The organism is Pelorhabdus sp. sgz311002 (assembly GCF_056134285.1).
The window spans coordinates 336,132-358,478 of record NZ_JBWBCL010000003.1; the positions used below are offsets into that span (position 1 = coordinate 336,132).

39 protein-coding genes are annotated in these 22,347 nt (G+C 45.0%); all 39 read right to left on the bottom strand.

Going from position 1 to position 22,347, the window contains the following annotated elements; all coding sequences use genetic code 11:
* Positions 1 to 10: 10 nt before the first annotated feature.
* Complete coding sequence (locus AC0NJP_RS07390) at positions 11 to 808, bottom strand: energy-coupling factor transporter transmembrane component T family protein (protein ID WP_474699361.1); 798 nt, start codon at positions 806 to 808, stop codon at positions 11 to 13.
* On the bottom strand, positions 798 to 1,670 hold the full coding sequence (locus tag AC0NJP_RS07395; protein ID WP_474699362.1) for an energy-coupling factor transporter ATPase: 873 nt from the start codon (positions 1,668 to 1,670) through the stop codon (positions 798 to 800). Before AC0NJP_RS07395 ends, AC0NJP_RS07390 begins: the two co-directional genes overlap by 11 nt.
* Complete coding sequence (locus AC0NJP_RS07400) at positions 1,655 to 2,494, bottom strand: energy-coupling factor transporter ATPase (protein WP_474699363.1); 840 nt, start codon at positions 2,492 to 2,494, stop codon at positions 1,655 to 1,657. The genes AC0NJP_RS07395 and AC0NJP_RS07400 overlap by 16 nt, the downstream gene beginning before the upstream one ends.
* A 67-nt stretch (positions 2,495 to 2,561) precedes the next feature.
* Positions 2,562 to 2,900, bottom strand: coding sequence for a 50S ribosomal protein L17 (gene rplQ / locus AC0NJP_RS07405; RefSeq protein ID WP_474037431.1), 339 nt, complete (start codon positions 2,898 to 2,900; stop codon positions 2,562 to 2,564).
* A 12-nt stretch (positions 2,901 to 2,912) separates the two neighbouring features.
* Positions 2,913 to 3,872, bottom strand: coding sequence for a DNA-directed RNA polymerase subunit alpha (locus AC0NJP_RS07410; protein ID WP_474037429.1), 960 nt, complete (start codon positions 3,870 to 3,872; stop codon positions 2,913 to 2,915).
* 63 nt (positions 3,873 to 3,935) lie between these two features.
* On the bottom strand, positions 3,936 to 4,568 hold the full coding sequence (rpsD, locus tag AC0NJP_RS07415; RefSeq protein WP_474037427.1) for a 30S ribosomal protein S4: 633 nt from the start codon (positions 4,566 to 4,568) through the stop codon (positions 3,936 to 3,938).
* Between the two features lie 26 nt (positions 4,569 to 4,594).
* Positions 4,595 to 4,987, bottom strand: a complete 393-nt coding sequence (rpsK, locus tag AC0NJP_RS07420) for a 30S ribosomal protein S11 (protein ID WP_474037426.1) — start codon at positions 4,985 to 4,987, stop codon at positions 4,595 to 4,597.
* 15 nt (positions 4,988 to 5,002) lie between these two features.
* Positions 5,003 to 5,374 carry a 30S ribosomal protein S13 gene (rpsM, locus tag AC0NJP_RS07425; RefSeq protein WP_474037425.1) on the bottom strand — a complete coding sequence of 124 codons (372 nt, stop codon included), beginning with the start codon at positions 5,372 to 5,374 and terminating at the stop codon, positions 5,003 to 5,005.
* Between the two features lie 14 nt (positions 5,375 to 5,388).
* Positions 5,389 to 5,502 (bottom strand): 50S ribosomal protein L36, encoded by a 114-nt coding sequence (gene rpmJ, locus AC0NJP_RS07430; RefSeq protein WP_004092858.1) that lies wholly within the window; start codon positions 5,500 to 5,502, stop codon positions 5,389 to 5,391.
* A gap of 59 nt (positions 5,503 to 5,561) precedes the next feature.
* Positions 5,562 to 5,780, bottom strand: coding sequence for a translation initiation factor IF-1 (gene infA / locus AC0NJP_RS07435; protein WP_333523472.1), 219 nt, complete (start codon positions 5,778 to 5,780; stop codon positions 5,562 to 5,564).
* 22 nt (positions 5,781 to 5,802) lie between these two features.
* Positions 5,803 to 6,069, bottom strand: coding sequence for a KOW domain-containing RNA-binding protein (locus AC0NJP_RS07440; protein WP_474037422.1), 267 nt, complete (start codon positions 6,067 to 6,069; stop codon positions 5,803 to 5,805).
* A 9-nt stretch (positions 6,070 to 6,078) separates the two neighbouring features.
* Positions 6,079 to 6,825: a type I methionyl aminopeptidase gene (map, locus tag AC0NJP_RS07445; RefSeq protein WP_474037421.1), complete on the bottom strand. Its 747-nt coding sequence runs from the start codon at positions 6,823 to 6,825 to the stop codon at positions 6,079 to 6,081.
* A complete protein-coding gene (locus AC0NJP_RS07450; RefSeq protein ID WP_474037420.1) occupies positions 6,822 to 7,475 on the bottom strand; it encodes an adenylate kinase in 654 nt (217 codons plus the stop codon). The genes map and AC0NJP_RS07450 overlap by 4 nt, the downstream gene beginning before the upstream one ends.
* A 13-nt stretch (positions 7,476 to 7,488) precedes the next feature.
* Positions 7,489 to 8,745 (bottom strand): preprotein translocase subunit SecY, encoded by a 1,257-nt coding sequence (gene secY, locus AC0NJP_RS07455; protein ID WP_474037419.1) that lies wholly within the window; start codon positions 8,743 to 8,745, stop codon positions 7,489 to 7,491.
* Positions 8,746 to 9,186 carry a 50S ribosomal protein L15 gene (gene rplO, locus AC0NJP_RS07460; RefSeq protein ID WP_474037417.1) on the bottom strand — a complete coding sequence of 147 codons (441 nt, stop codon included), beginning with the start codon at positions 9,184 to 9,186 and terminating at the stop codon, positions 8,746 to 8,748. It lies immediately after the preceding gene.
* A 17-nt stretch (positions 9,187 to 9,203) separates the two neighbouring features.
* Positions 9,204 to 9,389 (bottom strand): 50S ribosomal protein L30, encoded by a 186-nt coding sequence (gene rpmD, locus AC0NJP_RS07465; protein ID WP_474037415.1) that lies wholly within the window; start codon positions 9,387 to 9,389, stop codon positions 9,204 to 9,206.
* A gap of 13 nt (positions 9,390 to 9,402) precedes the next feature.
* Positions 9,403 to 9,903, bottom strand: a complete 501-nt coding sequence (rpsE, locus tag AC0NJP_RS07470; RefSeq protein ID WP_474037414.1) for a 30S ribosomal protein S5 — start codon at positions 9,901 to 9,903, stop codon at positions 9,403 to 9,405.
* Between the two features lie 17 nt (positions 9,904 to 9,920).
* The gene (gene rplR, locus AC0NJP_RS07475) at positions 9,921 to 10,292 is read right to left on the bottom strand and encodes a 50S ribosomal protein L18 (RefSeq protein WP_474037412.1); all 372 of its coding nucleotides are present in this window, start codon (positions 10,290 to 10,292) and stop codon (positions 9,921 to 9,923) included.
* Positions 10,293 to 10,312: 20 nt separating this feature from the next.
* A complete protein-coding gene (gene rplF, locus AC0NJP_RS07480; RefSeq protein ID WP_474037411.1) occupies positions 10,313 to 10,861 on the bottom strand; it encodes a 50S ribosomal protein L6 in 549 nt (182 codons plus the stop codon).
* A 26-nt stretch (positions 10,862 to 10,887) separates the two neighbouring features.
* The gene (rpsH, locus tag AC0NJP_RS07485; protein WP_474037410.1) at positions 10,888 to 11,286 is read right to left on the bottom strand and encodes a 30S ribosomal protein S8; all 399 of its coding nucleotides are present in this window, start codon (positions 11,284 to 11,286) and stop codon (positions 10,888 to 10,890) included.
* 26 nt (positions 11,287 to 11,312) lie between these two features.
* Positions 11,313 to 11,498 (bottom strand): type Z 30S ribosomal protein S14, encoded by a 186-nt coding sequence (locus AC0NJP_RS07490; protein ID WP_474037409.1) that lies wholly within the window; start codon positions 11,496 to 11,498, stop codon positions 11,313 to 11,315.
* 13 nt (positions 11,499 to 11,511) lie between these two features.
* Positions 11,512 to 12,051 (bottom strand): 50S ribosomal protein L5, encoded by a 540-nt coding sequence (gene rplE, locus AC0NJP_RS07495; RefSeq protein WP_474037408.1) that lies wholly within the window; start codon positions 12,049 to 12,051, stop codon positions 11,512 to 11,514.
* 22 nt (positions 12,052 to 12,073) lie between these two features.
* Positions 12,074 to 12,412: a 50S ribosomal protein L24 gene (gene rplX / locus AC0NJP_RS07500; protein WP_474037406.1), complete on the bottom strand. Its 339-nt coding sequence runs from the start codon at positions 12,410 to 12,412 to the stop codon at positions 12,074 to 12,076.
* A gap of 24 nt (positions 12,413 to 12,436) precedes the next feature.
* A complete protein-coding gene (gene rplN / locus AC0NJP_RS07505) occupies positions 12,437 to 12,805 on the bottom strand; it encodes a 50S ribosomal protein L14 (RefSeq protein WP_474037405.1) in 369 nt (122 codons plus the stop codon).
* 38 nt (positions 12,806 to 12,843) lie between these two features.
* Positions 12,844 to 13,104 (bottom strand): 30S ribosomal protein S17, encoded by a 261-nt coding sequence (gene rpsQ / locus AC0NJP_RS07510; RefSeq protein ID WP_474037404.1) that lies wholly within the window; start codon positions 13,102 to 13,104, stop codon positions 12,844 to 12,846.
* A 44-nt stretch (positions 13,105 to 13,148) separates the two neighbouring features.
* Positions 13,149 to 13,343 carry a 50S ribosomal protein L29 gene (gene rpmC / locus AC0NJP_RS07515; RefSeq protein ID WP_474037403.1) on the bottom strand — a complete coding sequence of 65 codons (195 nt, stop codon included), beginning with the start codon at positions 13,341 to 13,343 and terminating at the stop codon, positions 13,149 to 13,151.
* Positions 13,343 to 13,789 (bottom strand): 50S ribosomal protein L16, encoded by a 447-nt coding sequence (gene rplP, locus AC0NJP_RS07520; RefSeq protein ID WP_474037402.1) that lies wholly within the window; start codon positions 13,787 to 13,789, stop codon positions 13,343 to 13,345. Before rplP ends, rpmC begins: the two co-directional genes overlap by 1 nt.
* Positions 13,789 to 14,460 carry a 30S ribosomal protein S3 gene (gene rpsC, locus AC0NJP_RS07525; RefSeq protein ID WP_474037400.1) on the bottom strand — a complete coding sequence of 224 codons (672 nt, stop codon included), beginning with the start codon at positions 14,458 to 14,460 and terminating at the stop codon, positions 13,789 to 13,791. Before rpsC ends, rplP begins: the two co-directional genes overlap by 1 nt.
* Positions 14,461 to 14,481: 21 nt before the next feature.
* Positions 14,482 to 14,814, bottom strand: coding sequence for a 50S ribosomal protein L22 (rplV, locus tag AC0NJP_RS07530; protein ID WP_474037399.1), 333 nt, complete (start codon positions 14,812 to 14,814; stop codon positions 14,482 to 14,484).
* Between the two features lie 19 nt (positions 14,815 to 14,833).
* On the bottom strand, positions 14,834 to 15,115 hold the full coding sequence (gene rpsS, locus AC0NJP_RS07535) for a 30S ribosomal protein S19 (protein WP_474037398.1): 282 nt from the start codon (positions 15,113 to 15,115) through the stop codon (positions 14,834 to 14,836).
* Between the two features lie 26 nt (positions 15,116 to 15,141).
* Positions 15,142 to 15,969: a 50S ribosomal protein L2 gene (gene rplB / locus AC0NJP_RS07540; RefSeq protein WP_474699364.1), complete on the bottom strand. Its 828-nt coding sequence runs from the start codon at positions 15,967 to 15,969 to the stop codon at positions 15,142 to 15,144.
* A 30-nt stretch (positions 15,970 to 15,999) separates the two neighbouring features.
* Positions 16,000 to 16,290, bottom strand: a complete 291-nt coding sequence (gene rplW / locus AC0NJP_RS07545; RefSeq protein WP_474037396.1) for a 50S ribosomal protein L23 — start codon at positions 16,288 to 16,290, stop codon at positions 16,000 to 16,002.
* Positions 16,290 to 16,913 (bottom strand): 50S ribosomal protein L4, encoded by a 624-nt coding sequence (gene rplD / locus AC0NJP_RS07550; protein WP_474037395.1) that lies wholly within the window; start codon positions 16,911 to 16,913, stop codon positions 16,290 to 16,292. The genes rplW and rplD overlap by 1 nt, the downstream gene beginning before the upstream one ends.
* Before the next feature lie 31 nt (positions 16,914 to 16,944).
* On the bottom strand, positions 16,945 to 17,586 hold the full coding sequence (gene rplC / locus AC0NJP_RS07555) for a 50S ribosomal protein L3 (RefSeq protein WP_474699365.1): 642 nt from the start codon (positions 17,584 to 17,586) through the stop codon (positions 16,945 to 16,947).
* A gap of 17 nt (positions 17,587 to 17,603) precedes the next feature.
* Positions 17,604 to 17,915: a 30S ribosomal protein S10 gene (gene rpsJ, locus AC0NJP_RS07560; RefSeq protein ID WP_474037393.1), complete on the bottom strand. Its 312-nt coding sequence runs from the start codon at positions 17,913 to 17,915 to the stop codon at positions 17,604 to 17,606.
* Positions 17,916 to 18,069: 154 nt separating this feature from the next.
* Positions 18,070 to 19,272 carry an elongation factor Tu gene (gene tuf / locus AC0NJP_RS07565; RefSeq protein WP_474037391.1) on the bottom strand — a complete coding sequence of 401 codons (1,203 nt, stop codon included), beginning with the start codon at positions 19,270 to 19,272 and terminating at the stop codon, positions 18,070 to 18,072.
* Between the two features lie 38 nt (positions 19,273 to 19,310).
* Positions 19,311 to 21,386, bottom strand: coding sequence for an elongation factor G (gene fusA, locus AC0NJP_RS07570; RefSeq protein WP_474037390.1), 2,076 nt, complete (start codon positions 21,384 to 21,386; stop codon positions 19,311 to 19,313).
* 19 nt (positions 21,387 to 21,405) lie between these two features.
* Positions 21,406 to 21,876 carry a 30S ribosomal protein S7 gene (gene rpsG, locus AC0NJP_RS07575; protein ID WP_474037388.1) on the bottom strand — a complete coding sequence of 157 codons (471 nt, stop codon included), beginning with the start codon at positions 21,874 to 21,876 and terminating at the stop codon, positions 21,406 to 21,408.
* A gap of 43 nt (positions 21,877 to 21,919) precedes the next feature.
* Positions 21,920 to 22,294 (bottom strand): 30S ribosomal protein S12, encoded by a 375-nt coding sequence (rpsL, locus tag AC0NJP_RS07580; RefSeq protein ID WP_474037387.1) that lies wholly within the window; start codon positions 22,292 to 22,294, stop codon positions 21,920 to 21,922.
* Positions 22,295 to 22,347: the final 53 nt, after the last annotated feature.

Here is a 22,347-nt window from a genome sequence, read left to right on the forward strand (position 1 = left end):
CCCTCCCCGCCTATAACAGCTTCAGGGATAAGATGAGGCCGCTAAAGAGTAGCAGCGCCACCATACCTAGCCAATCTCGCCCTGTCAAATGCAATTCTTTTAGCCGAGTCCGTTGATCGCCACCGCGATAGCAACGAGCTTCCATGGCGGTCGCCAGTTCATCAGCCCGTCGAAAGGCACTCACAAAGAGTGGTACTAACAGCGGTACAAGATTTTTCGCCCGTTTGATTAAATTGCCTGAGTCAAATTCAGCGCCTCTCGACATTTGCGCTTTCATAATTCGCTCAGTCTCTTCCAATAATGTAGGTATAAAGCGCAGCGCAATCGTCATCATCATGGCCAATTCATGGGCTGGCAAGCCTACGACTTTAAAGGGACGCAACAGTCGCTCAATGCCGTCAGTAAGCACTAGCGGCGATGTGGTCAATGTCAATAGCGACGACATAATAATGAGCAGTAATAATCGTAGCGCCATAAAAATCCCTTGACGCAAGCCTTCTTCTGTAATCGTCAGAAAAGCGTATTGGAAAATCTGCCGTCCTGGCGTCATGAAAAAATGAACGGCCATAGTGAGTAGAATAATAATCCATAAAGGTTTCACCGATTTTACTAGAACCGTAAAGGATACACCAGAAATCCAAGCAACAATAAGAGCAAAACCACTCAGAAGTCCGTAGGCAATCGGTGCATCGGCTGTAAACACTAGTATGATATAGACTAGCGTTCCCAGCAGTTTTGTTCGTGGATCGAGACGATGTAAAAAGGAATTTCCTGGGAAATATTGACCTAACGTAATATCAGTCAGCATGGCGTTCCCTCCTTCTGAGAGATTCATGCACACTGACTACGGCCTCTTCCACGAGCAGCAGCGATGTATCCACCGAAAGGCCCTTACTTTTTAGCGTTCCCATAAGTGCCGTAACGGGCGGTACATCAACCCCAACTGCTTTCAATTCTTCCTGATGTTTGATAAAGACGTCCCGCGTTGGCCCATCAATCAAAATCGTCCCTTGATCCATCACAATAAGACGTTTTGCTACTTGAGCCACTTCATCCATATTGTGTGACACAAGAATAATGGTGCTTTGCATCGTTTCATGGTATTTAACAATCTCTGCAAAAACTTCCCGCCTAGCGCCAGGGTCAAGACCGGCTGACGGTTCGTCAAGAATGAGATAATCAGGCTGTAAGGCCACAATACCGGCAATCGATACACGCCGCATTTGACCACCGCTAAGTTGGAAAGGCGATCTGTTGGCAAAGGTATCATAATCAAGGTTAACAAATTCCATAGCCTGACGAACACGCTGGTCTACTTCATCCTCACTGAGTCCCTGACTCCGAGGACCAAAAGCAATATCAGCCGCAATAGTCTCTTCAAATAACTGATGCTCTGAATACTGAAAGACCATACCAATCCGCCGTTTTGCCGCTTTAGCTTCTTTGCTTTTTTGATGAATATCAATACCGTCAAGCGTAACGGTACCGCCTGTCGGCTTTAATAAACCATTCATATGTTGAATCAGCGTAGATTTACCGGAACCAGTGTGGCCAATGATTCCAATAAATTCGCCTTTTTCAATCGTTAAATTCACGTTTTTCAGCGCCGTCTGTTCAAAGGGCGTTCCGGCCATATAAGTATAGGTAATATTAGTTAAGTTGATGGACATAGGGCCTCCGCAAGTTCATCACTTTTAATGATATGCGACGGAATCGCATGTTTCTTCTGCCGCAGACCTTCGGCTACTTGAGCCGCTATGGGTACATCAAGCCCCATTTCCTGTAACAGCGCCACTTGATGAAATACCTGATGAGGTTCGCCATCCATGACAATTTTGCCGTCTTTCATAACAATGACACGGTCTGCCTCCATGGCTTCTTCCATAAAATGCGTAATATAAATACAGGTCATCTGCTTCGTTTGATGCAGTTCTTTCACCGTTTTGAGGACTTCTTGGCGGCCTAGTGGATCAAGCATGGCTGTTGGTTCATCTAAAACGATACATTTTGGCTCCATCGCAAGAACTCCCGCAATAGCGACGCGCTGCTTCTGTCCGCCAGACAAGAGATGCGGCGCATGGTGGGCATAATCAGTCATCGCCACATCAGCTAGAGCCTTATCGACTCGCTGTCTGATTTCTGGCGATGGAACGCCAAGATTCTCAGGGCCAAAAGCTACATCTTCTTCGACGACGGCAGCTACGATCTGATTATCAGGATTCTGAAAAACCATGCCAACCTTCTGACGGATCGGCCAAAGCGCCTCAGGTTCTGCTGTACTCACTCCGTCGATCAAACACGCTCCGCTTGACGGTAGTAAGAGCCCGTTAAAATGTTTGGCAAGGGTTGATTTACCGGAACCATTGGTACCGATGATGGCAACAAAACTTCCCGCTTTGATCGATAGAGTCAAATCATCAAGAGCCGTATAAACTTGCTGATTCTGATCCTCGTAAGTATGGCTCAAATGAATGACTTCAATAAACTCTCCCATGATTCGAAACCGCCTTACTCCCAAAATAAATAGAATGAAAGGCGACCTCTCGGCCGCCTCTGCTGCTTTATACTAATTCGATGATTGCCATCGGAGCTGCGTCACCGCGACGAGGTCCGAGCTTATACATCCGAGTATAACCGCCTTGACGATCGGCATATTTCGGTGCAATCGTATCAAATAATTTTTTTGTCACTTCTTCGTCCATGATGAACGCTAGAACCTGACGGCGAGCATGTAAATCGCCGCGTTTTGCTAAAGTAATCATCTGGTCAACCAGTTTGCTCATTTCTTTTGCTTTAGCTTCGGTCGTTTCAATGCGTTCCTGTGCAAAGAAGGAAGTTACGATACTGCGAAATAGTGCTTTGCGAGCACTGGAATCACGTCCTAACTTTCTGTAGGCCATTTTCTTCCCTCCTTATTCTTCACTTTCTGCCAGTGAGAGACCCAATTCAATGAGTTTTTTCTTGACCTCTTCCATGGATTTACGGCCAAGATTTCTCACTTTCATCATATCATCTTCCGTTTTCTGAACAAGTTCAGCAATCGTATTAATCCCAGCCCGTTTCAGGCAGTTGTAGGAACGAACGGAAAGATCGAGGTCTTCAATGGTCATATCCATTGTTTTCGGCGTCGTATCTTCCGGTGGTTCGCTAAATGTTCCCTCGACATGATCCTCATCGACTGGAGCTCCGGCCATGTTTTGGAACAACTTCAGATGAGCTACCATAATTCCGGCAGCTTTACTGACAGCTTCTTCCGGTCTCATGCTGCCATTAGTCCAGACTTCCAAGGTCAATTTGTCGTAGTCAGTCACATTGCCAACGCGGGTGGGAGTAACACTATAGTTTACTTTGGGGATGGGGGTAAAAATCGAGTCGACTGGAATAATACCAATGACATGATCCGGTTTCTTATTTTTGTCTGCTCTCGTATAGCCGCGACCGCGTTCTACATTGAGCTCCATGACTAAAGAACCGCCCGCATCAAGGGTTGCCAAATGCAAATCAGGATTGAGAATTTCTACATCGGGATCCGCTTGAATCGCGCTTGCAAGAACTTCTCCTTCACCGTTTGCTTCCAATCGTAAGATTTTAGGCTCGTCTGTGTGCATTTTCAGGCACAGCTCTTTTAAATTCAAAATGATAACGGTCACATCTTCCCGAACTCCGGGAATGGTAGAAAATTCATGAAGCACATTTTCGATTTTGACCGATGTAACAGCGGCCCCGGGAAGAGACGATAAAAGCACCCGGCGCAAACTGTTGCCCATGGTAATTCCATAGCCTCTTTCCAAAGGTTCCCATACAAATTTGCCATAACGACCGTCTTCACTGATTTCTACAATATCGATCTTCGGTTTTTCGATTTCGATCATCCGAAAAAACCCTCCTCCTTGCGCACTTCTTTAGAGTTACGCCATCTCCACTACGAGGGCAAATTATCTAGAGTACAACTCAACAATCAAATGCTCTTGGATAGGAATGTCGATTTCTTCCCTGTTGGGGTAGCGCGTAATTTTGCCACTGAAATCAGCTGCATTTGCTTCAATCCAGGCAGGAACAGTTTTGCTAGCCAAAGCTTCGCCAATTTCTTTAATCAGCGGAGATTCTTTGCTGCTTTCGTTTACTTGGATTACATCGCCTGCTTTCACAAGGAAAGAAGGAATGTCAACTTTTTTGCCGTTAACAGTAAAGTGACCATGACGAACAAGCTGACGCGCCTGTACGCGGCCTACTGCCATACCCATACGGTATACAACATTGTCGAGACGTCTTTCTAAGAGCACCAATAAGTTTTCACCAGTGTTGCCTTTTTGACGGTCGGCTTTGTCAAAATAGGAACGGAATTGACGTTCCAATAAACCATACACGCGGCGTGTTTTTTGTTTTTCTCTGAGCTGGATACCATATTCAGAGACTTTTTTACGGCCTTGACCTTGACCGTGCTGGCCAGGGGCATAAGCATGCTTGCTTATACCGCATTTATCGCTATAACAACGATCGCCTTTTAAGTATAATTTTTCGCCTTCGCGGCGGCATAATCTACAAACAGGTCCTGTATATCTTGCCATTTAAATGTAACACCTCCTATGATTAATTAAACTCTCCGACGTTTTGGCGGACGGCAGCCGTTATGCGGAATGGGAGTCACGTCTTTAATGCTGGAAACTTCAATACCAGCAGCCTGAAGCGAACGAATTGCTGCTTCACGACCGGATCCTGGTCCTTTTACATAGACTTCGCAATGTTTAAGACCATGTTCCATTGCTGCTTTAGCAGCTGTTTCAGCAGCCATCTGAGCAGCGAAAGGAGTGCTTTTTCTGGAGCCACGGAAGCCCAGACCGCCAGCACTAGCCCATGAAAGAGCGTTGCCTTTCGTATCAGTAATTGTAACAATTGTATTGTTAAAAGTCGAGCGAATATGGGCAATGCCGTATTCTACGTTTTTACGTTCTCTTCTTTTCGTTCTTACTACTTTTTTAGCAACCACGGTGTTATCCCTCCTTTACTTCTTCTTTTTCATGCCCACTGCGCGTTTCGGGCCTTTACGAGTTCTTGCGTTTGTTTTCGTTTTCTGACCGCGTACAGGAAGACCCATACGATGACGTTTGCCACGGTAAGAACCGATTTCAATCAAACGTTTAATATTTAATGATTCTTCACGGCGTAAGTCGCCTTCTACTTTATATCCTTTATCAAGCGCTTCTCTGATCTTCGATACTTCTTCTTCTGTCAGATCGCGAACTCGCGTGTCAGGATTAATGCCAGTAGCTGCTAAAATTTCTTTTGAGAGTGTAAGACCAATACCATAAATATAAGTTAACGCGATTTCTACTCGCTTATCGCGCGGCAAGTCTACTCCGGCAATACGTGCCATAGAGATTGCACCTCCTATCCTTGTTTTTGTTTATGCTTCGGATTTTCGCAAATTACCATAACATGGCCTTTACGTTTAATAACTTTGCATTTCTCGCAAATCGGTTTGACCGACGGTCTAACTTTCACTATGGTAACCTCCTTCGTCATGTGGCTACGTCTTCTATCGTCGAAAGTCAAGTTACAACTTATTTAAAACGGTAGGTAATCCGGCCGCGTTTCAAATCATAAGGCGTAAGCTCAACCGTTACTTTATCTCCCGGCAAAATCCGGATGAAATTCATACGGATCTTTCCCGAAACATGAGCAAGTACGACATGGCCATTTTCTAGTTCTACCTGGAACATAGCATTCGGCAATGCTTCGATAACTTTGCCTTCTACCTCTATAACGTCTTGTTTGGACACGAGATCTTCCTCCTCGTCCGCTTTACAGCTTATCTGGTAATAATGTGGCAATGGCATTGCGGACAGTGAGGTCCGAAAAGGAACCTTGCGTCGCTTCGCCAGTGGCAATAGAATGAACTATTCTTACGTGCCGGGGATTTTTTTGTTTTAAATGATCAAGACCGCGTTTCCGTCCGTCAGCCAAAAGAAGTTTACCTTCTTTTGTGATTGCTACCACCTGATAAATTTGGCCTTGATCACGCCCCGCTTGTGATACGACGATTTGACCAATTATAGGAGTTTTAGTCACAGCCGCCTCCTATAATTTTGTCAAGATTTCTGGTCCCTGATCAGTCAGCACAATCGTATGTTCGAAGTGCGCTGACCACTTGCTGTCACTGGTAACCACTGTCCAACCATCGCCAAGAGTTTTTACCTCATGAGTGCCTAAATTAATCATTGGCTCTATCGCAAGCGTCATACCAGATTTCAGCCGTGGGCCGCGACCAGGAATACCATAATTCGGTATTTGAGGATCTTCATGCATCTTTCGACCAATGCCATGCCCAACCAAATCACGTACCACACCATAGCCATGACTTTCTGCATGCTGCTGAACGGCATGGGAGATATCGCTCAGGCGATTGCCGACGTTAGCCTGTTCAATCCCCTTATAGAGCGACTCTTCCGTAACCTTAAGCAGTTTCAGTACGTCTTCGTCTACATCGCCAATCGGCAATGTAATCGCAGCATCGCCGTTATAACCGTTGATGACTGCGCCGACATCAATACTTACAGTATCGCCATTTTTTAACTTTTTTAATCCCGGAATTCCATGTACAACTTCTTCGTTTACTGAAGCGCAAATCGTGCCAGGAAAGCCTTGATAGCCTTTAAAGGCCGGCAGAGCGCCACAGCTTCTAATATATTTTTCGGCAATTTGATCCAGTTCCAGGGTCGTAATTCCGACACCAGCCGCTTTGCGCATCGCCGCAAGAGTTCCTGCTACAATCTGGCCGGCTTCCCGCATAAAAGCGATCTCCCGTTCTGATTTAAGAATAATCATGCCTGATCAACCTTCAAACTAGCAAGTACATCTGCATAGACTTTGTCAATTTCTTGGCGTCCGTCAATTTCACTGTACAAGCCTTTATTGGCGTAGTAGGAAATAAGCGGCTGCGTCTGCGCATCATACACAGCTAAGCGGTTCGTTACCGTTGCTTCACTGTCGTCAGCCCGCTGATATAAGGAGCCACCGCATTGATCGCAAAGCTCTCCTTTTGTGGAAGGATTGAATGTTACATGGAACGTGGCGCCGCAAGCCTTGCAAATCCGCCGTCCTGTAACCCTTCCAACCAGTTCTTGATGAGGAACATTAATATTTACCACGCGGGTCAAGGCGATCTTGAGTTCCTCTAAAATCTGACCCAGAGCTTCTGCTTGTTCGATTGTCCGCGGGAATCCATCAAGAATGAATCCTTTTTTACAATCGTCTTTGGCAAGCCGCTCTTTTACGATACCAATCGTCACGCTATCGGGAACAAGTTTGCCTGAATCCATGCATTCTTTCGCTTGAAGCCCAAGCGGCGTTCCTTCTTTTACTGCTTGACGAAACATATCGCCTGTAGAAATATGAGCAAGGCCCATATTTTCTACTAATTTAGCCGCTTGCGTGCCTTTTCCGGCGCCAGGCGGTCCCATTAACAAGATATACATTTTGCGTCCCCTCCTACTTCATGAAGCCTTGATAGTGCCGCGCGAGTACGAGCGACTCGATTTGCTTCATCGTATCCAGCGCAACGCCGACGACGATGAGTAGGGCAGTGCCGCCAAAATATACTCCTTGAATATTGGTTGCTGCGACGAGGAAATTCGGCAGTATCGCAATGAGTGCCAAGAAAATTGAACCGGCAAGAGTAATTCTGGTCATCACGCGGTCTAAATAATCAGCGGTCGGTTTCCCCGGGCGTAATCCTGGAATAAAACCACCGTATTTTTTCATGTTCTCTGCCATATCCGATATGTTCATGGTAACCGCAGTATAGAAATACGTGAAGAAAATAATGAGCAGTGCATACAAACTAGTTTGCAGCGGCGTGCCCCACGCAAAATATCCTGCCACGGTTTTTACCCAGGGAACATCAATAAACTGGGCAATGGTTACCGGGAACATGAGCACGGATGACGCAAAGATTATTGGAATAACACCCGCTTGATTTACTTTCAGCGGAATGTGAGTGGAATGACCACCATACATTTTGCGGCCTACAACCCGTTTTGCATACTGCACGGGAATTTTACGCTGGCCTTGTTGAATCAAAATAACAAACACAATCATAGCAATCGCAATAACAGCGAAGAGCAATACATTGAACCAGCTGATACTGCCTGCTGAGAGATATTGATAGATGGTCTGAATACCATCAGGAAGTCTTGATACGATACCAGCAAAAATAATCAGCGAAATTCCGTTGCCAATTCCTTTTTCAGTGATTTGCTCACCGAGCCACATCAAAAATGTAGTGCCTGCTGTAAGGGTTAATGCAATCAGAAAAATGGAACCGATACCAGGATCAATTATAGCCTGCTTTAAGCCAAAAGCCATACCGATTGCTTGGATAAATCCAAGAACCACCGTCCCGTAACGGGTGATTTGTGTAATCTTTTTCCGTCCTTCTTCGCCTTCCTTTGACCACTGTTCAAAAGTGGGCACAACAACAGTTAAAAGCTGCATGATGATGGAAGCATTAATATAAGGAGTAATACTCATGGCAAAAATCGAGAATTTGCTCAAGGCGCCGCCTGAGAATAGGTCCAATAAACCGAACAAGTTTCCTGAAGTGAAAAGCTGTTCAATAACTGAAGCATTCACACCGGGAACGGGAATATGCGTTCCTGCCCGAAACACCAAGAACATGAGAAGCGTAAAAACGATTTTTTGTCTGAGTTCGGTAATCTTGACGATATTGGACAAGGCCTCTAGCACCTAGATCACCTCAACTTTACCACCGGCAGTTTGAATTTTTTCAACAGCGGATTTACTAAAGCCATGAGCTTTAACAGTCAACGCTTTCGTCAATTCACCATTGCCGAGGATACGAACTCCGTCCAACACATTTTTAATTACGCCAGCTTCGATTAAAGCAACATAATCAACAACAGCGCCATCTTCAAAACGATTTAGCTGTGCTACATTTACTTCTACGAATTTAAGCGCATGAATATTTGTGAAACCGCGTTTCGGTAATCTACGATAAAGAGGCATCTGACCGCCTTCAAAACCGCTGCGAACACCGCCGCCGCTCCGAGAATTCTGACCTTTATGACCTTTACCACTCGTTTTGCCAAGACCGCTACCTAAGCCACGACCTACGCGAGTACGAGTTTTTTTCGATCCCGGTGCAGGAGATAATTCATGTAATTTCATCAGTAACACCTCCTCGTTTAGTCTTGTACTTCTTCTACTGTAACGAGATGCTCGATTTTGCGAATCATGCCTCTGATCGCCGGAGTATCTTGTTTTACTACAGTTTTATGCATTTTCGTCAGTCCCAAAGCTTTTGCAGTAGCTCTTTGGTCTTCTGGTCGGCCAATCAGGCTTCGGGTAAGAGTCACGCTAATGTTTGCCACTTTCAATTCCTCCTTAACCCAAAAGTTCCTGGACTGTTTTGCCACGAAGTTCTGCAACTCGTTCGGCCCGTTTCAATTGTTCTAAGCCTTTTAGCGTAGCGCGAACCATGTTATTTGCATTGGAAGATCCAAGCGATTTTGTCAGGATGTCGCGAATACCGGCAAGTTCAAGAACGGCACGGACAGGACCTCCGGCAATAACTCCAGTACCTTCGGAAGCAGGTTTCAATAAAACACGACCGGCGCCGAATTCACCAATAATTTGGTGAGGAATGGTTGTATTTACCATAGGAACCTGAATCAGATTTTTCTTAGCGTCTTCGATACCTTTACGAATTGCTTCCGGTACTTCGCCAGCTTTACCAAGGCCCATACCAACATGACCGTTTTCATCGCCCACTACAACGAGTGCACTGAACGAAAAACGACGACCGCCTTTTACGACTTTGGCTACACGGTTAATGAAAACCACTTTTTCTTTTAAATCAAGACTTGCATAATCTATTCTAGCCACTGGTGTCCCTCCTTCTTCTAAAACTCTAAACCAGCTTCACGGGCGCCTTCAGCTAATGCTGCAACACGACCATGATAAATATAACCGCCACGATCAAAAACAACTTTCGTAATACCTGCTGCCAAAGCGCGTTTTGCTACTGCAGCACCGACAAGCTTAGCTGCTGCTGCATTGCCGCTTTTTTCGATGGAAGCGCTGAGTTCTTTATCAACCGTGCTGGCTGATACGAGTGTTACGCCAGTTTCATCGTTAATGATCTGTGCATAAATATGGTTCAAGCTGCGAAATACATTGAGGCGCGGCTTTTCAGCAGTACCAACAACGTTTTTACGCATTCTGTAATGACGTTTTAAACGAGCATCATTCTTGCTGTTCTGTTTACGAAACAAGGTAGTCACTCCTTTCGCGTTTATTTCTTACCTTTACCGCCGGCTTTACCGATCTTACGACGGATTCTTTCGCCTTCATATTTGATGCCTTTGCCTTTGTAAGGTTCAGGTTCACGGAAGGAACGAATGTTAGCAGCAATTGCGCCAACAACTTCTTTATCAATACCAGATACAATGATTTTATTCGGAGCAGGAACATCAATCGTAATTCCTGCAGGCGGTTCTACCGCAACAGGATGAGAGAAACCTAATGTAAGGTTCAATTTATTACCTGCTTTTGCTGCTCTATAGCCGACACCGGCAATTTCTAATGTCTTCGTAAATCCTGCAGTTACGCCTACAACCATGTTGTTTAACAGCGTACGGGTTAAGCCGTGCAAGGATCTATGCGTTTTATTGTCACTGGGACGCTCTACAATAATGGTGTTTTCTTCCATCTTAAGAGCCATATCAGGATGGAATGTACGAGTAAGTTCCCCTTTCGGGCCTTTTACCGACACCACATTGCCTTCCATCTTTACGGTTACACCGCTAGGAATGGTAATAGGCATGCGACCAATTCTAGACATATTTGCACCTCCTAGTCAAAAAATGATTACCAGACGTACGCGATAACTTCGCCGCCAAGGCCTTCTTTACGTGCTTGTTTATCAGTCATAATTCCTTTAGATGTGGAAATTACTGCAATTCCGAGACCACCTAATACGCGAGGCAGGTGAGTGCTCTTCACATATACGCGAAGTCCGGGTTTAGAAATACGTTTAATTCCGTTAATAACTTTTTCCCGATTCGGGCCATATTTTAAGCTAACGCGAATGACGCCCTGCTTGTTGTCAGAAATGCACTCAAAATCTTTAATAAAACCTTCAGATTTTAGAATTTCGGCAACAGCGCGTTTAATATTCGACGCAGGAATTTCAACTTTATCATGATATACCGAGTTAGCATTACGGATGCGAGTCAGTAGATCGGCGATAGGATCAGTCATTACCATTTCAGATTTCCTCCTTTCTCAATGGCTTACCAGCTTGCTTTAGTTACTCCAGGGATAGCACCTTTGTAGCTCAATTCTCTGAAGCAGATACGGCACAATTCAAATTTGCGGATATAGCCGTGCGGACGACCGCAAACTTTGCATCTATTGTATTTACGAACGCTGAATTTCGGTTCGCGTTTCCATTTTTCAATCAATGCCTTTTTGGCCACGAGTGTCCCTCCTTTATGCGCTGAACGGCATCCCCATCAAACGGAGCAATTCACGGGCTTCTTCGTCCGTCTTTGCTGTCGTTACGATAATGATATCCATTCCGCGGATTTTATCGATCTTATCATAATCAATTTCTGGGAAAATCAATTGTTCTTTTACGCCGAGCGTATAGTTGCCACGACCGTCAAATGCTTTCGGGCTAATGCCGCGGAAGTCACGTACGCGAGGTAATGAAACATTGATTAATTTATCAAGGAATTCGTACATTCTGTCGCCGCGCAGGGTGACTTTCGTTCCGATCGGCATACCCTGACGAATTTTAAAAGCAGCGATTGATTTTTTTGCACGAGTTACAACCGGTTTCTGACCAGCGATCTGCGTAAGGTCAGCTACAGCTGCGTCGAGAACTTTCGGATTACCGACAGCTTCACCAACACCCATGTTAATTACGATTTTTTCAACTTTAGGAATTTCCATGACGTTCTTATAACCGAACTTTGTCATCATTTCCTTAGCGATTTCGCTCACAAACTTATCTTTTAAGCGGGCCATTTACGAATACCTCCTTTCCGCTTTATTTATCTTTATCAATAATCTCGCCGCACTTTTTGCAAGTACGCGCAAAAACGCCGCTAGAAAGAGCGGTTTTTTTGATGCGAGTTGGTTCGTTACAAGCTGGGCAAACGAGCATTACTTTGGCTGAATGAATAGCAGCCTCTTTTACCAGAATGCCGCCCTGGGGCATTTTAGCGCTTGGTTTCGTGTGGCGTTTTACTTTGCTTACGCCTTCAACAACGATTTTGCCTTTTTTCGGCTGCGCTTCAATGACTTTCCCCTGTTTGCCTTTATCTTTACCAGACAATACTTTTACAGTATCGCCTTTTTTGACGTGCAATTTCACAGTCTCGGACAAAACAGGACACCTCCTATACTAGTACTAGATAACTTCCGGTGCCAACGAGATGATTTTCATGAAATCTTTTTCACGAAGTTCTCTGGCTACTGGTCCAAAGATACGAGTGCCGCGGGGGCTCTTATCATCTTTGATTACGACTGCTGCATTTTCATCAAAACGGATATAAGATCCGTCGGGACGACGCAGACCTTTACGCGAACGAACAATAACAGCTTTTACAACGTCGCCTTTTTTTACAACACCGCCTGGAGCAGCATCTTTTACAGCAGCGACGACCACATCACCGATGTTGCCGTATTTACGGTAAGAACCGCCAAGTACGCGGATACACATCAGTTTTTTCGCGCCAGTGTTATCAGCCACGTTCATAATGGTTTGTTGTTGGATCATCGTTTTCCCTCCTTATCGACGAGTCTTTTAAGATAAGATTATTTCGCTTTTTCCAGAATCTCCACGACTCTCCAGCGTTTGTCTTTTGATAACGGACGAGTTTCCATAATCTTAACAGTGTCGCCGATATGGCTTTCATTGTTTTCGTCATGGGCTTTAAATTTCACGGTTTGTTTCACCGATTTTTTATAAAGAGCATGTTGTACAAGGCGTTCTACGGCAACAACAACAGTTTTATCCATTTTATCGCTGACAACCTTGCCAATTCTTACTTTACGATCGTTTCTAATTTCAGACACGTTCTAGCGTCCCCCTTCCTTGAAGAGTTCTATCAATTAAGGCTTTATGCTTTCAATTCACGTTCCCGTTGAATTGTTTTAATGCGGGCGATCGTCTTTTTCACTTCACGAATGCGAACCGGATTTTCGAGCTGACCGGTTGCGTGCTGAAATCTGAGGTTAAAAAGTTCGTCTTTAAGCCCAGCTAATTTTTGTTCCAATTCAGTTGCGCTGAATTCGCGGATGTCTTTAACCTTCATTATTCGTCACCACCCACTTCTTGTTCCGGCGCTGCTGTTTCTTCACGTGTCACAAATTTCGATTTGATCGGCAGTTTATGTGCCGCAAGACGCATTGCTTCGCGTGCAATTTCTTCCGGTACGCCAGCCATTTCGAACATGACGCGGCCCGGTTTTACAACAGCTACCCAGTATTCAGGCGAACCTTTACCACTACCCATGCGGGTTTCAGCCGGTTTTGCCGTGATGGGTTTATCCGGGAATATTTTGATCCAAACTTTACCGCCACGTTTGATATAACGAGTCATAGCAATACGGGCTGCTTCGATTTGACGGTTCGTAATCCAGGACGGTTCTAAAGCAACCAAGCCAAATTCGCCATGGCTTACGGTGTTGCCTTTGTTGGCGCGACCTTTCATGCGTCCGCGAAACTGTTTACGATGTTTCACTCTTTTCGGGATCAGCATTAGTTTTCGCTCCCTTCCTCAACGGTAGCGACTGCCTTTTTTGCTTCAGGCAATACTTCACCTTTATAGATCCAGACTTTTACGCCGATACGACCATAAGTAGTATGAGCTTCAGCTGTTCCATAATCAATGTCGGCGCGAAGCGTGTGCAGAGGAATACTTCCTTCACGAACGCTTTCACTACGGGCAATTTCTGCACCGCCCAAACGGCCGCCTACCATAACTTTAATACCTTTTGCTCCCATACGCATCGTGCGTCCGATGGTCTGTTTCATAGCCCGACGGAAAGCAATACGTCTTTCAAGCTGGGAAGCAATATTTTCAGCAACAAGCGTTGCGCTTAATTCGGCATGTTTGATTTCTGCAATATTTACATCAATCGATTTGCCTGTGAGTGCTGCAAGATTTTTACGGATTTCTTCAATTCCGCTGCCACCGCGGCCAATTACCATGCCCGGTTTAGCTGTATGAATCGTAACTTTCGTCCGATTAGCCGCCCGTTCGATTTCAATCAGAGCAACTCCCGAAGCATAAAGTTTCTGTTTTAAGAATTTACGAATTTTCAAATCTTCGTGTAAGTTTTTTGCAAAGTCTTTGCCGGCATACCATTTCGCATCCCACGTTTTAATGATACCAAGGCGAAGACCATGCGGATTAACTTTTTGACCCACTCTATTTCCCTCCTTCGCCTTTTATCTTTCTTTTACGACGATGCTAACATGGCTCGTACGTTTCAAAATTTTAAACGCCTGTCCTCTGGAACGAGGATGGATTCTTTTTAGTGTTGGCCCTTGATCAACAAAAGCTTCTGCTACATAAAGATTGTCAGCGTTCATATCACAATTGTGTTCAGCATTAGCAACTGCTGATTTCAATACTTTTTCGATCACTTCGGATCCTACTTTAGGCACGTGCTTCAAAATTGCGAAGGCTTCGCCAACATTCTTACCGCGAATTAAATCAATTACGATGCGAACTTTGCGAGGAGCAATTCGAATGTGCTTCGCCACTGCTTTGGCTTCCATAGTTTATCCCCCTCTCGGCTTACTTCAATCCGGATGATTTTTCGCTGCCTGCATGCCCTTTGTAGGTACGAGTCGGTGCAAATTCACCCAGTTTATGGCCGACCATATCTTCTGTTACATAAACCGGCACATGTTTGCGACCGTCATGTACAGCAATGGTATGTCCTACAAAGCTTGGCAGAATTGTAGAAGCGCGCGACCAGGTTTTGATGACTTTCTTTTCGTTCTTTTCGTTTAAGCCGTTAATCTTGCTGAGCAAGCTGGCATGGACAAAAGGTCCTTTTTTAATGGATCTGGACACCTATTTTGGCCTCCCTTCTCTACGATCTATTTCGTACGTCTTTTCACGATCAGCTTATCGGAAGCTTTCTTCACGCGGGTTTTAGCACCCATCGCATGTTTACCCCAAGGAGTAACAGGATGTTTGCGGCCGACTGGCGAACGACCTTCACCACCACCATGTGGATGGTCACAAGGATTCATTGCAACACCGCGGTTAGCAGGACGAATCCCAAGCCAGCGAGAACGACCAGCTTTACCAATCGTAATGTTTTCATGTTCTAAATGGCCGACCTGACCAACAGTGGCCCGGCAGTTTACATGCACTTTTCTGATTTCACCAGAAGGTAAACGAAGCAATGCATAGTCGCCTTCTTTAGCCATGAGCTGAGCAACAGAACCAGCGGAACGAGCGAGCTGAGCGCCTTTGCCGATTTTGAGTTCAATGTTGTGTACTAAAGTACCAACAGGAATGTTTTTCAGCGGCAGGCAGTTGCCTGTTTTAATATCGGATTCAGGACCGCTTACTACAGTATCGCCGATTTTCAAGCCGTTCGGTGCGATAATATAGCGTTTTTCACCGTCTGCATAGTTCAAAAGAGCAATGCGAGAAGAACGGTTAGGATCATATTCTATGGTAGCCACTTTGGCAGGAATGCCGTCTTTTGTACGTTTGAAATCGACGATACGATACAAACGTTTATGACCGCCGCCTTGATGACGAACTGTCAAACGACCTTGATTATTACGACCGGCATATTTATTCAGAGGTTCTACGAGAGAACGTTCTGGTTTATTCGTTGTAATTTCGGAAAAATCAGCAACGGTCATAAAACGACGACCAGGAGCGTAAGGTTTAAAACTTTTTGTTGCCATAAGTGTCCCTCCTTTACATTAAAATTTTACTTACAGAACACCTTCGAAGAATGGGATCGTTTCGCCAGCAGCGAGTGTGACGATCGCTTTTTTATAATCAGAGCGTTTGCCCTGCGTACGGCCCATGCGTTTGGTTTTGCCAAGAACGCGCACCGTGTTGACTTTTAATACTTTTACATTGAAAACTTCTTCAATCGCCTGACGGATTTCAACTTTATTAGCAGTTAAACGAACCACAAAAGTGAATTTGTTTTCTTGCATCATAGCAGTTGTTTTTTCCGTAATCAGAGGACGGATGATGATATCGCGTGCGTTAGACATTATGCAAGCACCTCCTCAATCTTGGCGACTGCATCTTTCGTAATAACTACTTTGTCATGATAGAGGATATCATAGACATTTAAGCTTTTCGACGTAATCGTTTTTACGCCGGGAATGTTACGAGAAGATTTTTCTACCGTTTCATCCTGTTCCGCTGTGATAATCAGAGATTTCTTATCTGATTTCAAGTTAGCGAGCATGGATACAACGCTTTTCGTTTTAGGTTCAGCAAAGTTGATTGCATCAACAACTGTCAATTCACCTTCCTGCACTTTCGCCGTCAAAGCACCTTTGATCGCCAAACGGCGGGCTTTTCTCGGCATGGAGAAGGAATAGCTTCTCGGCAGAGGTCCGAATACAGTACCGCCGCCAACCCAGATGGGAGAACGGGTGCTGCCGGAACGAGCACGGCCAGTGCCTTTTTGTTTCCAAGGTTTTCTGCCGCCGCCACGAACCAATCCTCTTGTTTTCGTAGAAGCATTGCCCTGACGCTGATTAGCCAGCTGCATAACAACTGCCTGATGCATCACTGCGTCAAGAACTTCTACGCTAAATACGTTATCATTTAATTCCAATTCGCCAGTCTGTTCACCAGCGATATTATATACTGCTACTTTCGGCATGTAGTACATCCTCCTTTCTTACAGTCCAGGGTTATTTCCCCGGTTTTACAGTGTTTTTAATTACAATAAAGCCGCCTTTAGGGCCCGGAATTGCACCTTTGATGAGAAGCAGATTGCGAGCTTCATCAACCCGGACAACTGCTAAGCGCTGAACTGTAACTTGCTGTCCGCCCATACGACCTGGCAGTTTTTTGCCTTTGAAAACTTTACCGCCGCCGCCGCTCATTCTAGGTCCGATAGAACCAGGTTCGCGGTGGGATTTCGAGCCGTGACCCATAGGTCCGCGTCTGAAATTATGGCGTTTGATACCGCCGGCAAAACCTTTACCTTTGCTTACGCCGGTAACATCAACAAGGTCACCTTCAGCAAACGTATCGACGCCAACACTCTGACCTACTGTATATTCAGAAGGATCGGACAAACGCAGTTCACGGATAAACTTAACCGGTTTCACGCCAGCTTTTTCGAAGTGGCCTTTCATCGGTTTCGTTACATGTTTATCTTTCACAGTGCCAAAACCAAGTTGGACTGAATTATAGCCATCGTTTTCAATTGTTCTGTTTTGAAGTACAACGGTGTTTCCCGCTTCCAATACTGTTACAGGAATTACTTTTCCTTCAGCCGTAAATATTTGGGTCATGCCAATCTTTTTACCAATAATTGCTTTAGCCATATTCTACATCCTCCTTCCTACAGCTTGATTTCAATGTCCACACCAGCTGGAAGATCTAAACGCATGAGAGCGTCTACAGTCTTTGCAGTTGGTTCCAAAATGTCAATCAGACGTTTGTGAGTACGCATTTCGAATTGCTCACGCGAGTCTTTATTAACATGAGGTGAACGAAGAATCGTAAAGATATTTTTTTCTGTCGGAAGAGGAATAGGACCAGATACCATGGCACCACTTCTCTTAGCTGTGTCTACAATTTTTACTGCACTTTGATCAAGAGCCTTATGATCATATGCTTTTAAACGAATGCGAATCTTTTGTTGTTTCGCCATTTTTTATTGCCTCCTTATCGCCCAGTTTCATTGAACGGACAGTTCTCAGTGGAAATTCCCCTGTTTCCAGCAACCTTCCACCTCATCGCCTTGTTCCATAAGGCTTGCGCCAAGAGTGCGTAGCGCACTCTCAGCAGCCTTGGTTGTAAATCTCTTATGCATTAATGGCAGTAACAACACCGGCGCCAACAGTACGGCCGCCTTCACGAATTGCAAAGCGAAGTCCTTCTTCCATTGCAATCGGGGTGATGAGTTCAATATTCATGCGAATGTTGTCGCCAGGCATTACCATTTCTACGCCTTCTGGAAGCGTAACAACTCCAGTTACGTCGGTTGTTCTGAAGTAGAACTGTGGACGGTAACCATTGAAGAACGGTGTATGACGGCCGCCTTCTTCTTTGCTCAATACATATACTTCAGCAGCATATTTCGTATGAGGATTGATCGAACCTGGTTTTGCAAGTACTTGACCGCGTTCGATATCTTTTCTTTCAACACCACGCAGCAGTGCTCCGATGTTGTCGCCTGCTACAGCGCTGTCAAGAAGTTTGCGGAACATTTCTACGCCCGTTACAACCGTAGATTTTGCTTTTTCCTGCATGCCGACGATTTCAATTGTATCGCCAACTTTTACTACGCCACGTTCTACACGGCCTGTTGCTACTGTACCACGACCCGTGATCGTGAATACGTCTTCGACTGGCATTAAGAACGTTTTGTCCGTATCACGAACAGGGGTAGGAATGTATTCATCTACTGCATCCATCAGTTCATGGATTTTGCCGCACCATTCGCAATCGCGTTTGCCACAAGCGCATTCCAGAGCTTTTACTGCAGAACCTGCGATTACAGGGATGTCATCGCCAGGGAATTCATAACTGGAGAGAAGTTCACGAACTTCCATTTCTACCAATTCGATCAGTTCTGCGTCATCTACAAGGTCCATCTTGTTCAAGAATACGACCATTGCAGGTACGCCTACCTGACGGGAAAGAAGGATATGTTCGCGAGTCTGAGGCATCGGGCCGTCAGCTGCACTTACTACCAAGATTGCTCCGTCCATCTGCGCTGCGCCAGTGATCATGTTTTTTACATAGTCAGCATGGCCTGGGCAGTCAACGTGGGCATAGTGGCGGTTTTCAGTTTCATATTCTACGTGAGCTGTGTTGATTGTGATACCGCGTTCTCTTTCTTCAGGAGCTTTATCGATCATGTCATATGCCATGAACTCTGCGCCGCCTGCTTTTGCCAGCGTCATCGTGATTGCTGCTGTTAAGGATGTTTTACCATGGTCAACGTGACCGATGGTTCCAATGTTAACATGCGGTTTTGTTCTTTCAAACTTTTTCTTAGCCATTAGTTTTGCCTCCTAAGACTTATTTTTTTTGCTCCGATTTAGCCTTTCACTTTCGTGACAATAGCTTCGGAAATATTTTTGGGAACATCTTCATAATGATGGAATTCCATCGAGTAGTTGCCACGACCTTGCGTCCGAGAACGAAGATCTGTTGCATAACCAAACATTTCAGCAAGAGGAACATAAGCTTTGATGCTTTGAGCACCAGCACGAGATTCCATACCTTCAATGCGACCACGACGAGAATTCAAATCACCGATAACGTCGCCCATGTATTCTTCAGGAACAATGACTTCGACTTTTTCATAAGGCTCTAACAGTACTGGATTTGCTTTTTGCGCACCGGCTTTGAAGCCCATGGAACCAGCAATTTTAAAGGCCATTTCTGAGGAGTCAACGTCATGGTAAGAACCGTCAAATACTTGAACTTTGATATCTACCATTGGATAACCAGCTACAACGCCGTTTTCCATGGCTTCTTTGATACCAGCTTCAATTGGTGAAATGTATTCTCTAGGAATCGCACCACCAACGATTTTGCTTTCAAAGCTAAAGCCAGTACCAGGTTCTTGCGGAATAAGTTCAAGCCAGCAATGACCATATTGACCACGACCACCGGACTGACGAACAAATTTACCTTCCGCTTTAACCTGCTTGCGGATTGTTTCACGGTAAGCAACCTGCGGTTTACCCACGTTGCATTCTACCTTGAATTCACGCAGCATACGGTCAACAATGATTTCTAAGTGAAGTTCACCCATACCAGAAATGATTGTTTGACCAGTTTCCTGATCAGTATTCATCCGGAAAGTAGGATCTTCTTCTGCAAGTCTTGCCAGAGCAATACCCATTTTTTCTTGGTCAGCTTTGGTTTTCGGTTCAACGGCTACAGAGATAACCGGCTCAGGGAATACCATAGACTCAAGAATAATAGGGCTCTTATCATCGCAAAGCGTGTCGCCAGTCGTTGTGTCTTTCAGACCAACAGCTGCAGCGATATCGCCTGTATACACTGTGTCAATTTCTTCACGATGGTTGGCATGCATCTGAAGGATACGGCCAATGCGTTCTTTTTTACCTTTAGTAGAATTGAACACATAAGAACCGGAAGAAATTTTACCAGAGTAAACGCGGAAGAAAGCAAGTTTGCCGACATAAGGGTCAGCCATAATTTTAAAGGCTAAAGCTGAGAAAGGAAGTTCATCGCTCGATGCACGTTCGTCCTCTTCACCCGAATCAGGGTTTACACCCTTAATAGCCGGGATATCGATTGGAGCCGGCATAAAGTCGACAACTGCGTCAAGCAGCGGCTGAACGCCTTTATTTTTGTAGGAAGAACCGCAAAGAACAGGAGTCATTTTGCAAGCGATCGTTGCTTTACGAATCCCTGCTTTGATCTCTTCAACAGTAAACTCTTCGCCTTCGAGATATTTCATCATTAATTCGTCATCGCTTTCAGCAACTGCATCAAGCAAGTTCTGACGATATTTATCAGTCAATTCCTTCATATCTTCCGGAATGTCTGCTTCTTCATTTGTTTTGCCAAGATCGTCCGTGTAGATATGAGCTTTCATTTCTACAAGGTCAATCAGGCCAACATAGGTATCTTCAAAGCCAATTGGCAATTGAATAGGAACCGCATTAGCATGGAGACGGTCTTTCATCATATCGACAACGCGATAGAAATCAGCACCGATAATATCCATTTTATTTACATAAGCCATGCGGGGAACGCTGTATTTATCAGCCTGACGCCAAACGGTTTCAGACTGAGGCTCTACGCCACCCTTTGCACAGAAGACAGCTACCGAGCCATCAAGAACGCGCAGGGACCGTTCTACTTCTACTGTAAAGTCCACGTGTCCTGGTGTGTCAATGATGTTAATGCGATGGCCTTTCCACTGGGCTGTAGTGGCCGCCGAGGTAATCGTGATACCTCTTTCTTGTTCTTGCACCATCCAGTCCATCGTCGCAGCGCCATCATGTACTTCGCCAATCTTATGCACTCTGCCTGTATAGAACAGAATACGTTCTGTGGTAGTGGTTTTTCCAGCGTCGATATGAGCCATGATGCCAATGTTACGCGTATTTTCAAGTGTAAACTTTCTGGCCACTATCTTTCACTCCTCACTGTTACCACCGATAATGAGCAAACGCCTTATTGGCTTCCGCCATTTTATGGGTATCTTCTTTTTTCTTAATTGCTGCACCTGTGTTATTTGCTGCATCCATCAATTCGGCAGCCAATCTTTCGTGCATGGTTTTTTCACCGCGTTTACGGCTGTAATCAACCATCCAACGAATTCCCAGAGTCAGTCGACGGTCGCTGCGAACTTCCACAGGAACCTGGTAGTTAGCACCACCAACACGACGAGCTCTTACTTCTAGTACAGGCATAACATTTTTCATTGCCTGATCAAATACTTCTAACGGATCCTTACCGGTCTTTGCTCTTACGATTTCAAAAGCATTATAAACGATGCTTTCTGCAACGCCTTTTTTACCATCAAGCATTACTTTATTAATGAACCGAGTAACAATTTTAGAATTGTATACTGGATCTGGTAACACGTCACGCTTTGGTACTGCACCTTTTCTCGGCATGAACATTCCCTCCTTCTTCAAAACTCAAACCTAGTTACGCGTCTTATTTCTTCGCACGTTTCGCACCGTATTTCGATCTACCCTGACCTCGTTTTTGCACACCTGCAGTATCAAGCGCACCGCGGATAATGTGATAACGAACACCTGGTAAATCTTTTACTCTACCGCCACGAATCAGAACCACGCTATGTTCTTGCAAGTTGTGGCCGATACCGGGGATGTAAGCAGTTACTTCGATTCCGTTAGTTAAACGTACACGAGCAACCTTACGCAATGCGGAGTTTGGTTTTTTCGGAGTCGTTGTATATACTCTTGTGCAAACACCACGTTTTTGCGGGCTTTCTTTCAAAGCTGGCGCAGTGGATTTTTGCTCCATTGTTTGTCTGCTTTTGCGTACTAATTGGTTAATTGTTGGCATCCTGGCACCTCCTTCCCAAAATTTAGATTGATAGTTATAAAGAATTTCATATT

Excerpts from the sequence above, each read along its gene's own strand:
- rplC (WP_474699365.1), bottom strand. The coding sequence starts at position 17,586 with ATGGCTAAAGCAATTATTGGTAAAAAGATTGGCATGACCCAAATATTT.
- rpsD (WP_474037427.1), bottom strand. The coding sequence starts at position 4,568 with ATGGCAAGATATACAGGACCTGTTTGTAGATTATGCCGCCGCGAAGGC.
- rplO (WP_474037417.1), bottom strand. The coding sequence starts at position 9,186 with ATGAAATTACATGAATTATCTCCTGCACCGGGATCGAAAAAAACTCGT.
- rplV (WP_474037399.1), bottom strand. The coding sequence starts at position 14,814 with ATGGAAGCCAAAGCAGTGGCGAAGCACATTCGAATTGCTCCTCGCAAA.
- rpsM (WP_474037425.1), bottom strand. The coding sequence starts at position 5,374 with ATGGCACGTATTGCCGGAGTAGACTTGCCGCGCGATAAGCGAGTAGAA.
- map (WP_474037421.1), bottom strand. The coding sequence starts at position 6,825 with ATGATTATTCTTAAATCAGAACGGGAGATCGCTTTTATGCGGGAAGCC.
- AC0NJP_RS07390 (WP_474699361.1), bottom strand. The coding sequence starts at position 808 with ATGCTGACTGATATTACGTTAGGTCAATATTTCCCAGGAAATTCCTTT.
- AC0NJP_RS07395 (WP_474699362.1), bottom strand. The coding sequence starts at position 1,670 with ATGTCCATCAACTTAACTAATATTACCTATACTTATATGGCCGGAACG.
- rplQ (WP_474037431.1), bottom strand. The coding sequence starts at position 2,900 with ATGGCCTACAGAAAGTTAGGACGTGATTCCAGTGCTCGCAAAGCACTA.
- rpsH (WP_474037410.1), bottom strand. The coding sequence starts at position 11,286 with ATGGTAATGACTGATCCTATCGCCGATCTACTGACTCGCATCCGTAAT.
- rplF (WP_474037411.1), bottom strand. The coding sequence starts at position 10,861 with ATGTCTAGAATTGGTCGCATGCCTATTACCATTCCTAGCGGTGTAACC.
- AC0NJP_RS07400 (WP_474699363.1), bottom strand. The coding sequence starts at position 2,494 with ATGGGAGAGTTTATTGAAGTCATTCATTTGAGCCATACTTACGAGGAT.
- rplP (WP_474037402.1), bottom strand. The coding sequence starts at position 13,789 with ATGCTGATCCCGAAAAGAGTGAAACATCGTAAACAGTTTCGCGGACGC.
- rplB (WP_474699364.1), bottom strand. The coding sequence starts at position 15,969 with ATGGCAACAAAAAGTTTTAAACCTTACGCTCCTGGTCGTCGTTTTATG.
- AC0NJP_RS07410 (WP_474037429.1), bottom strand. The coding sequence starts at position 3,872 with ATGATCGAAATCGAAAAACCGAAGATCGATATTGTAGAAATCAGTGAA.
- rpsL (WP_474037387.1), bottom strand. The coding sequence starts at position 22,294 with ATGCCAACAATTAACCAATTAGTACGCAAAAGCAGACAAACAATGGAG.
- rplN (WP_474037405.1), bottom strand. The coding sequence starts at position 12,805 with ATGATCCAACAACAAACCATTATGAACGTGGCTGATAACACTGGCGCG.
- rpsJ (WP_474037393.1), bottom strand. The coding sequence starts at position 17,915 with ATGGCGAAACAACAAAAGATTCGCATTCGTTTAAAAGCATATGATCAT.
- rpsG (WP_474037388.1), bottom strand. The coding sequence starts at position 21,876 with ATGCCGAGAAAAGGTGCAGTACCAAAGCGTGACGTGTTACCAGATCCA.
- tuf (WP_474037391.1), bottom strand. The coding sequence starts at position 19,272 with ATGGCTAAGAAAAAGTTTGAAAGAACAAAACCGCATGTTAACATTGGA.
- rpmC (WP_474037403.1), bottom strand. The coding sequence starts at position 13,343 with ATGAAGGTTAAAGACATCCGCGAATTCAGCGCAACTGAATTGGAACAA.
- AC0NJP_RS07450 (WP_474037420.1), bottom strand. The coding sequence starts at position 7,475 with ATGTATATCTTGTTAATGGGACCGCCTGGCGCCGGAAAAGGCACGCAA.
- rplE (WP_474037408.1), bottom strand. The coding sequence starts at position 12,051 with ATGGCCCGCTTAAAAGATAAGTTTGTGAGCGAAATCGCTAAGGAAATG.
- rplD (WP_474037395.1), bottom strand. The coding sequence starts at position 16,913 with ATGCCGAAAGTAGCAGTATATAATATCGCTGGTGAACAGACTGGCGAA.
- rplW (WP_474037396.1), bottom strand. The coding sequence starts at position 16,290 with ATGTCTAACGCACGCGATATCATCATCCGTCCTCTGATTACGGAAAAA.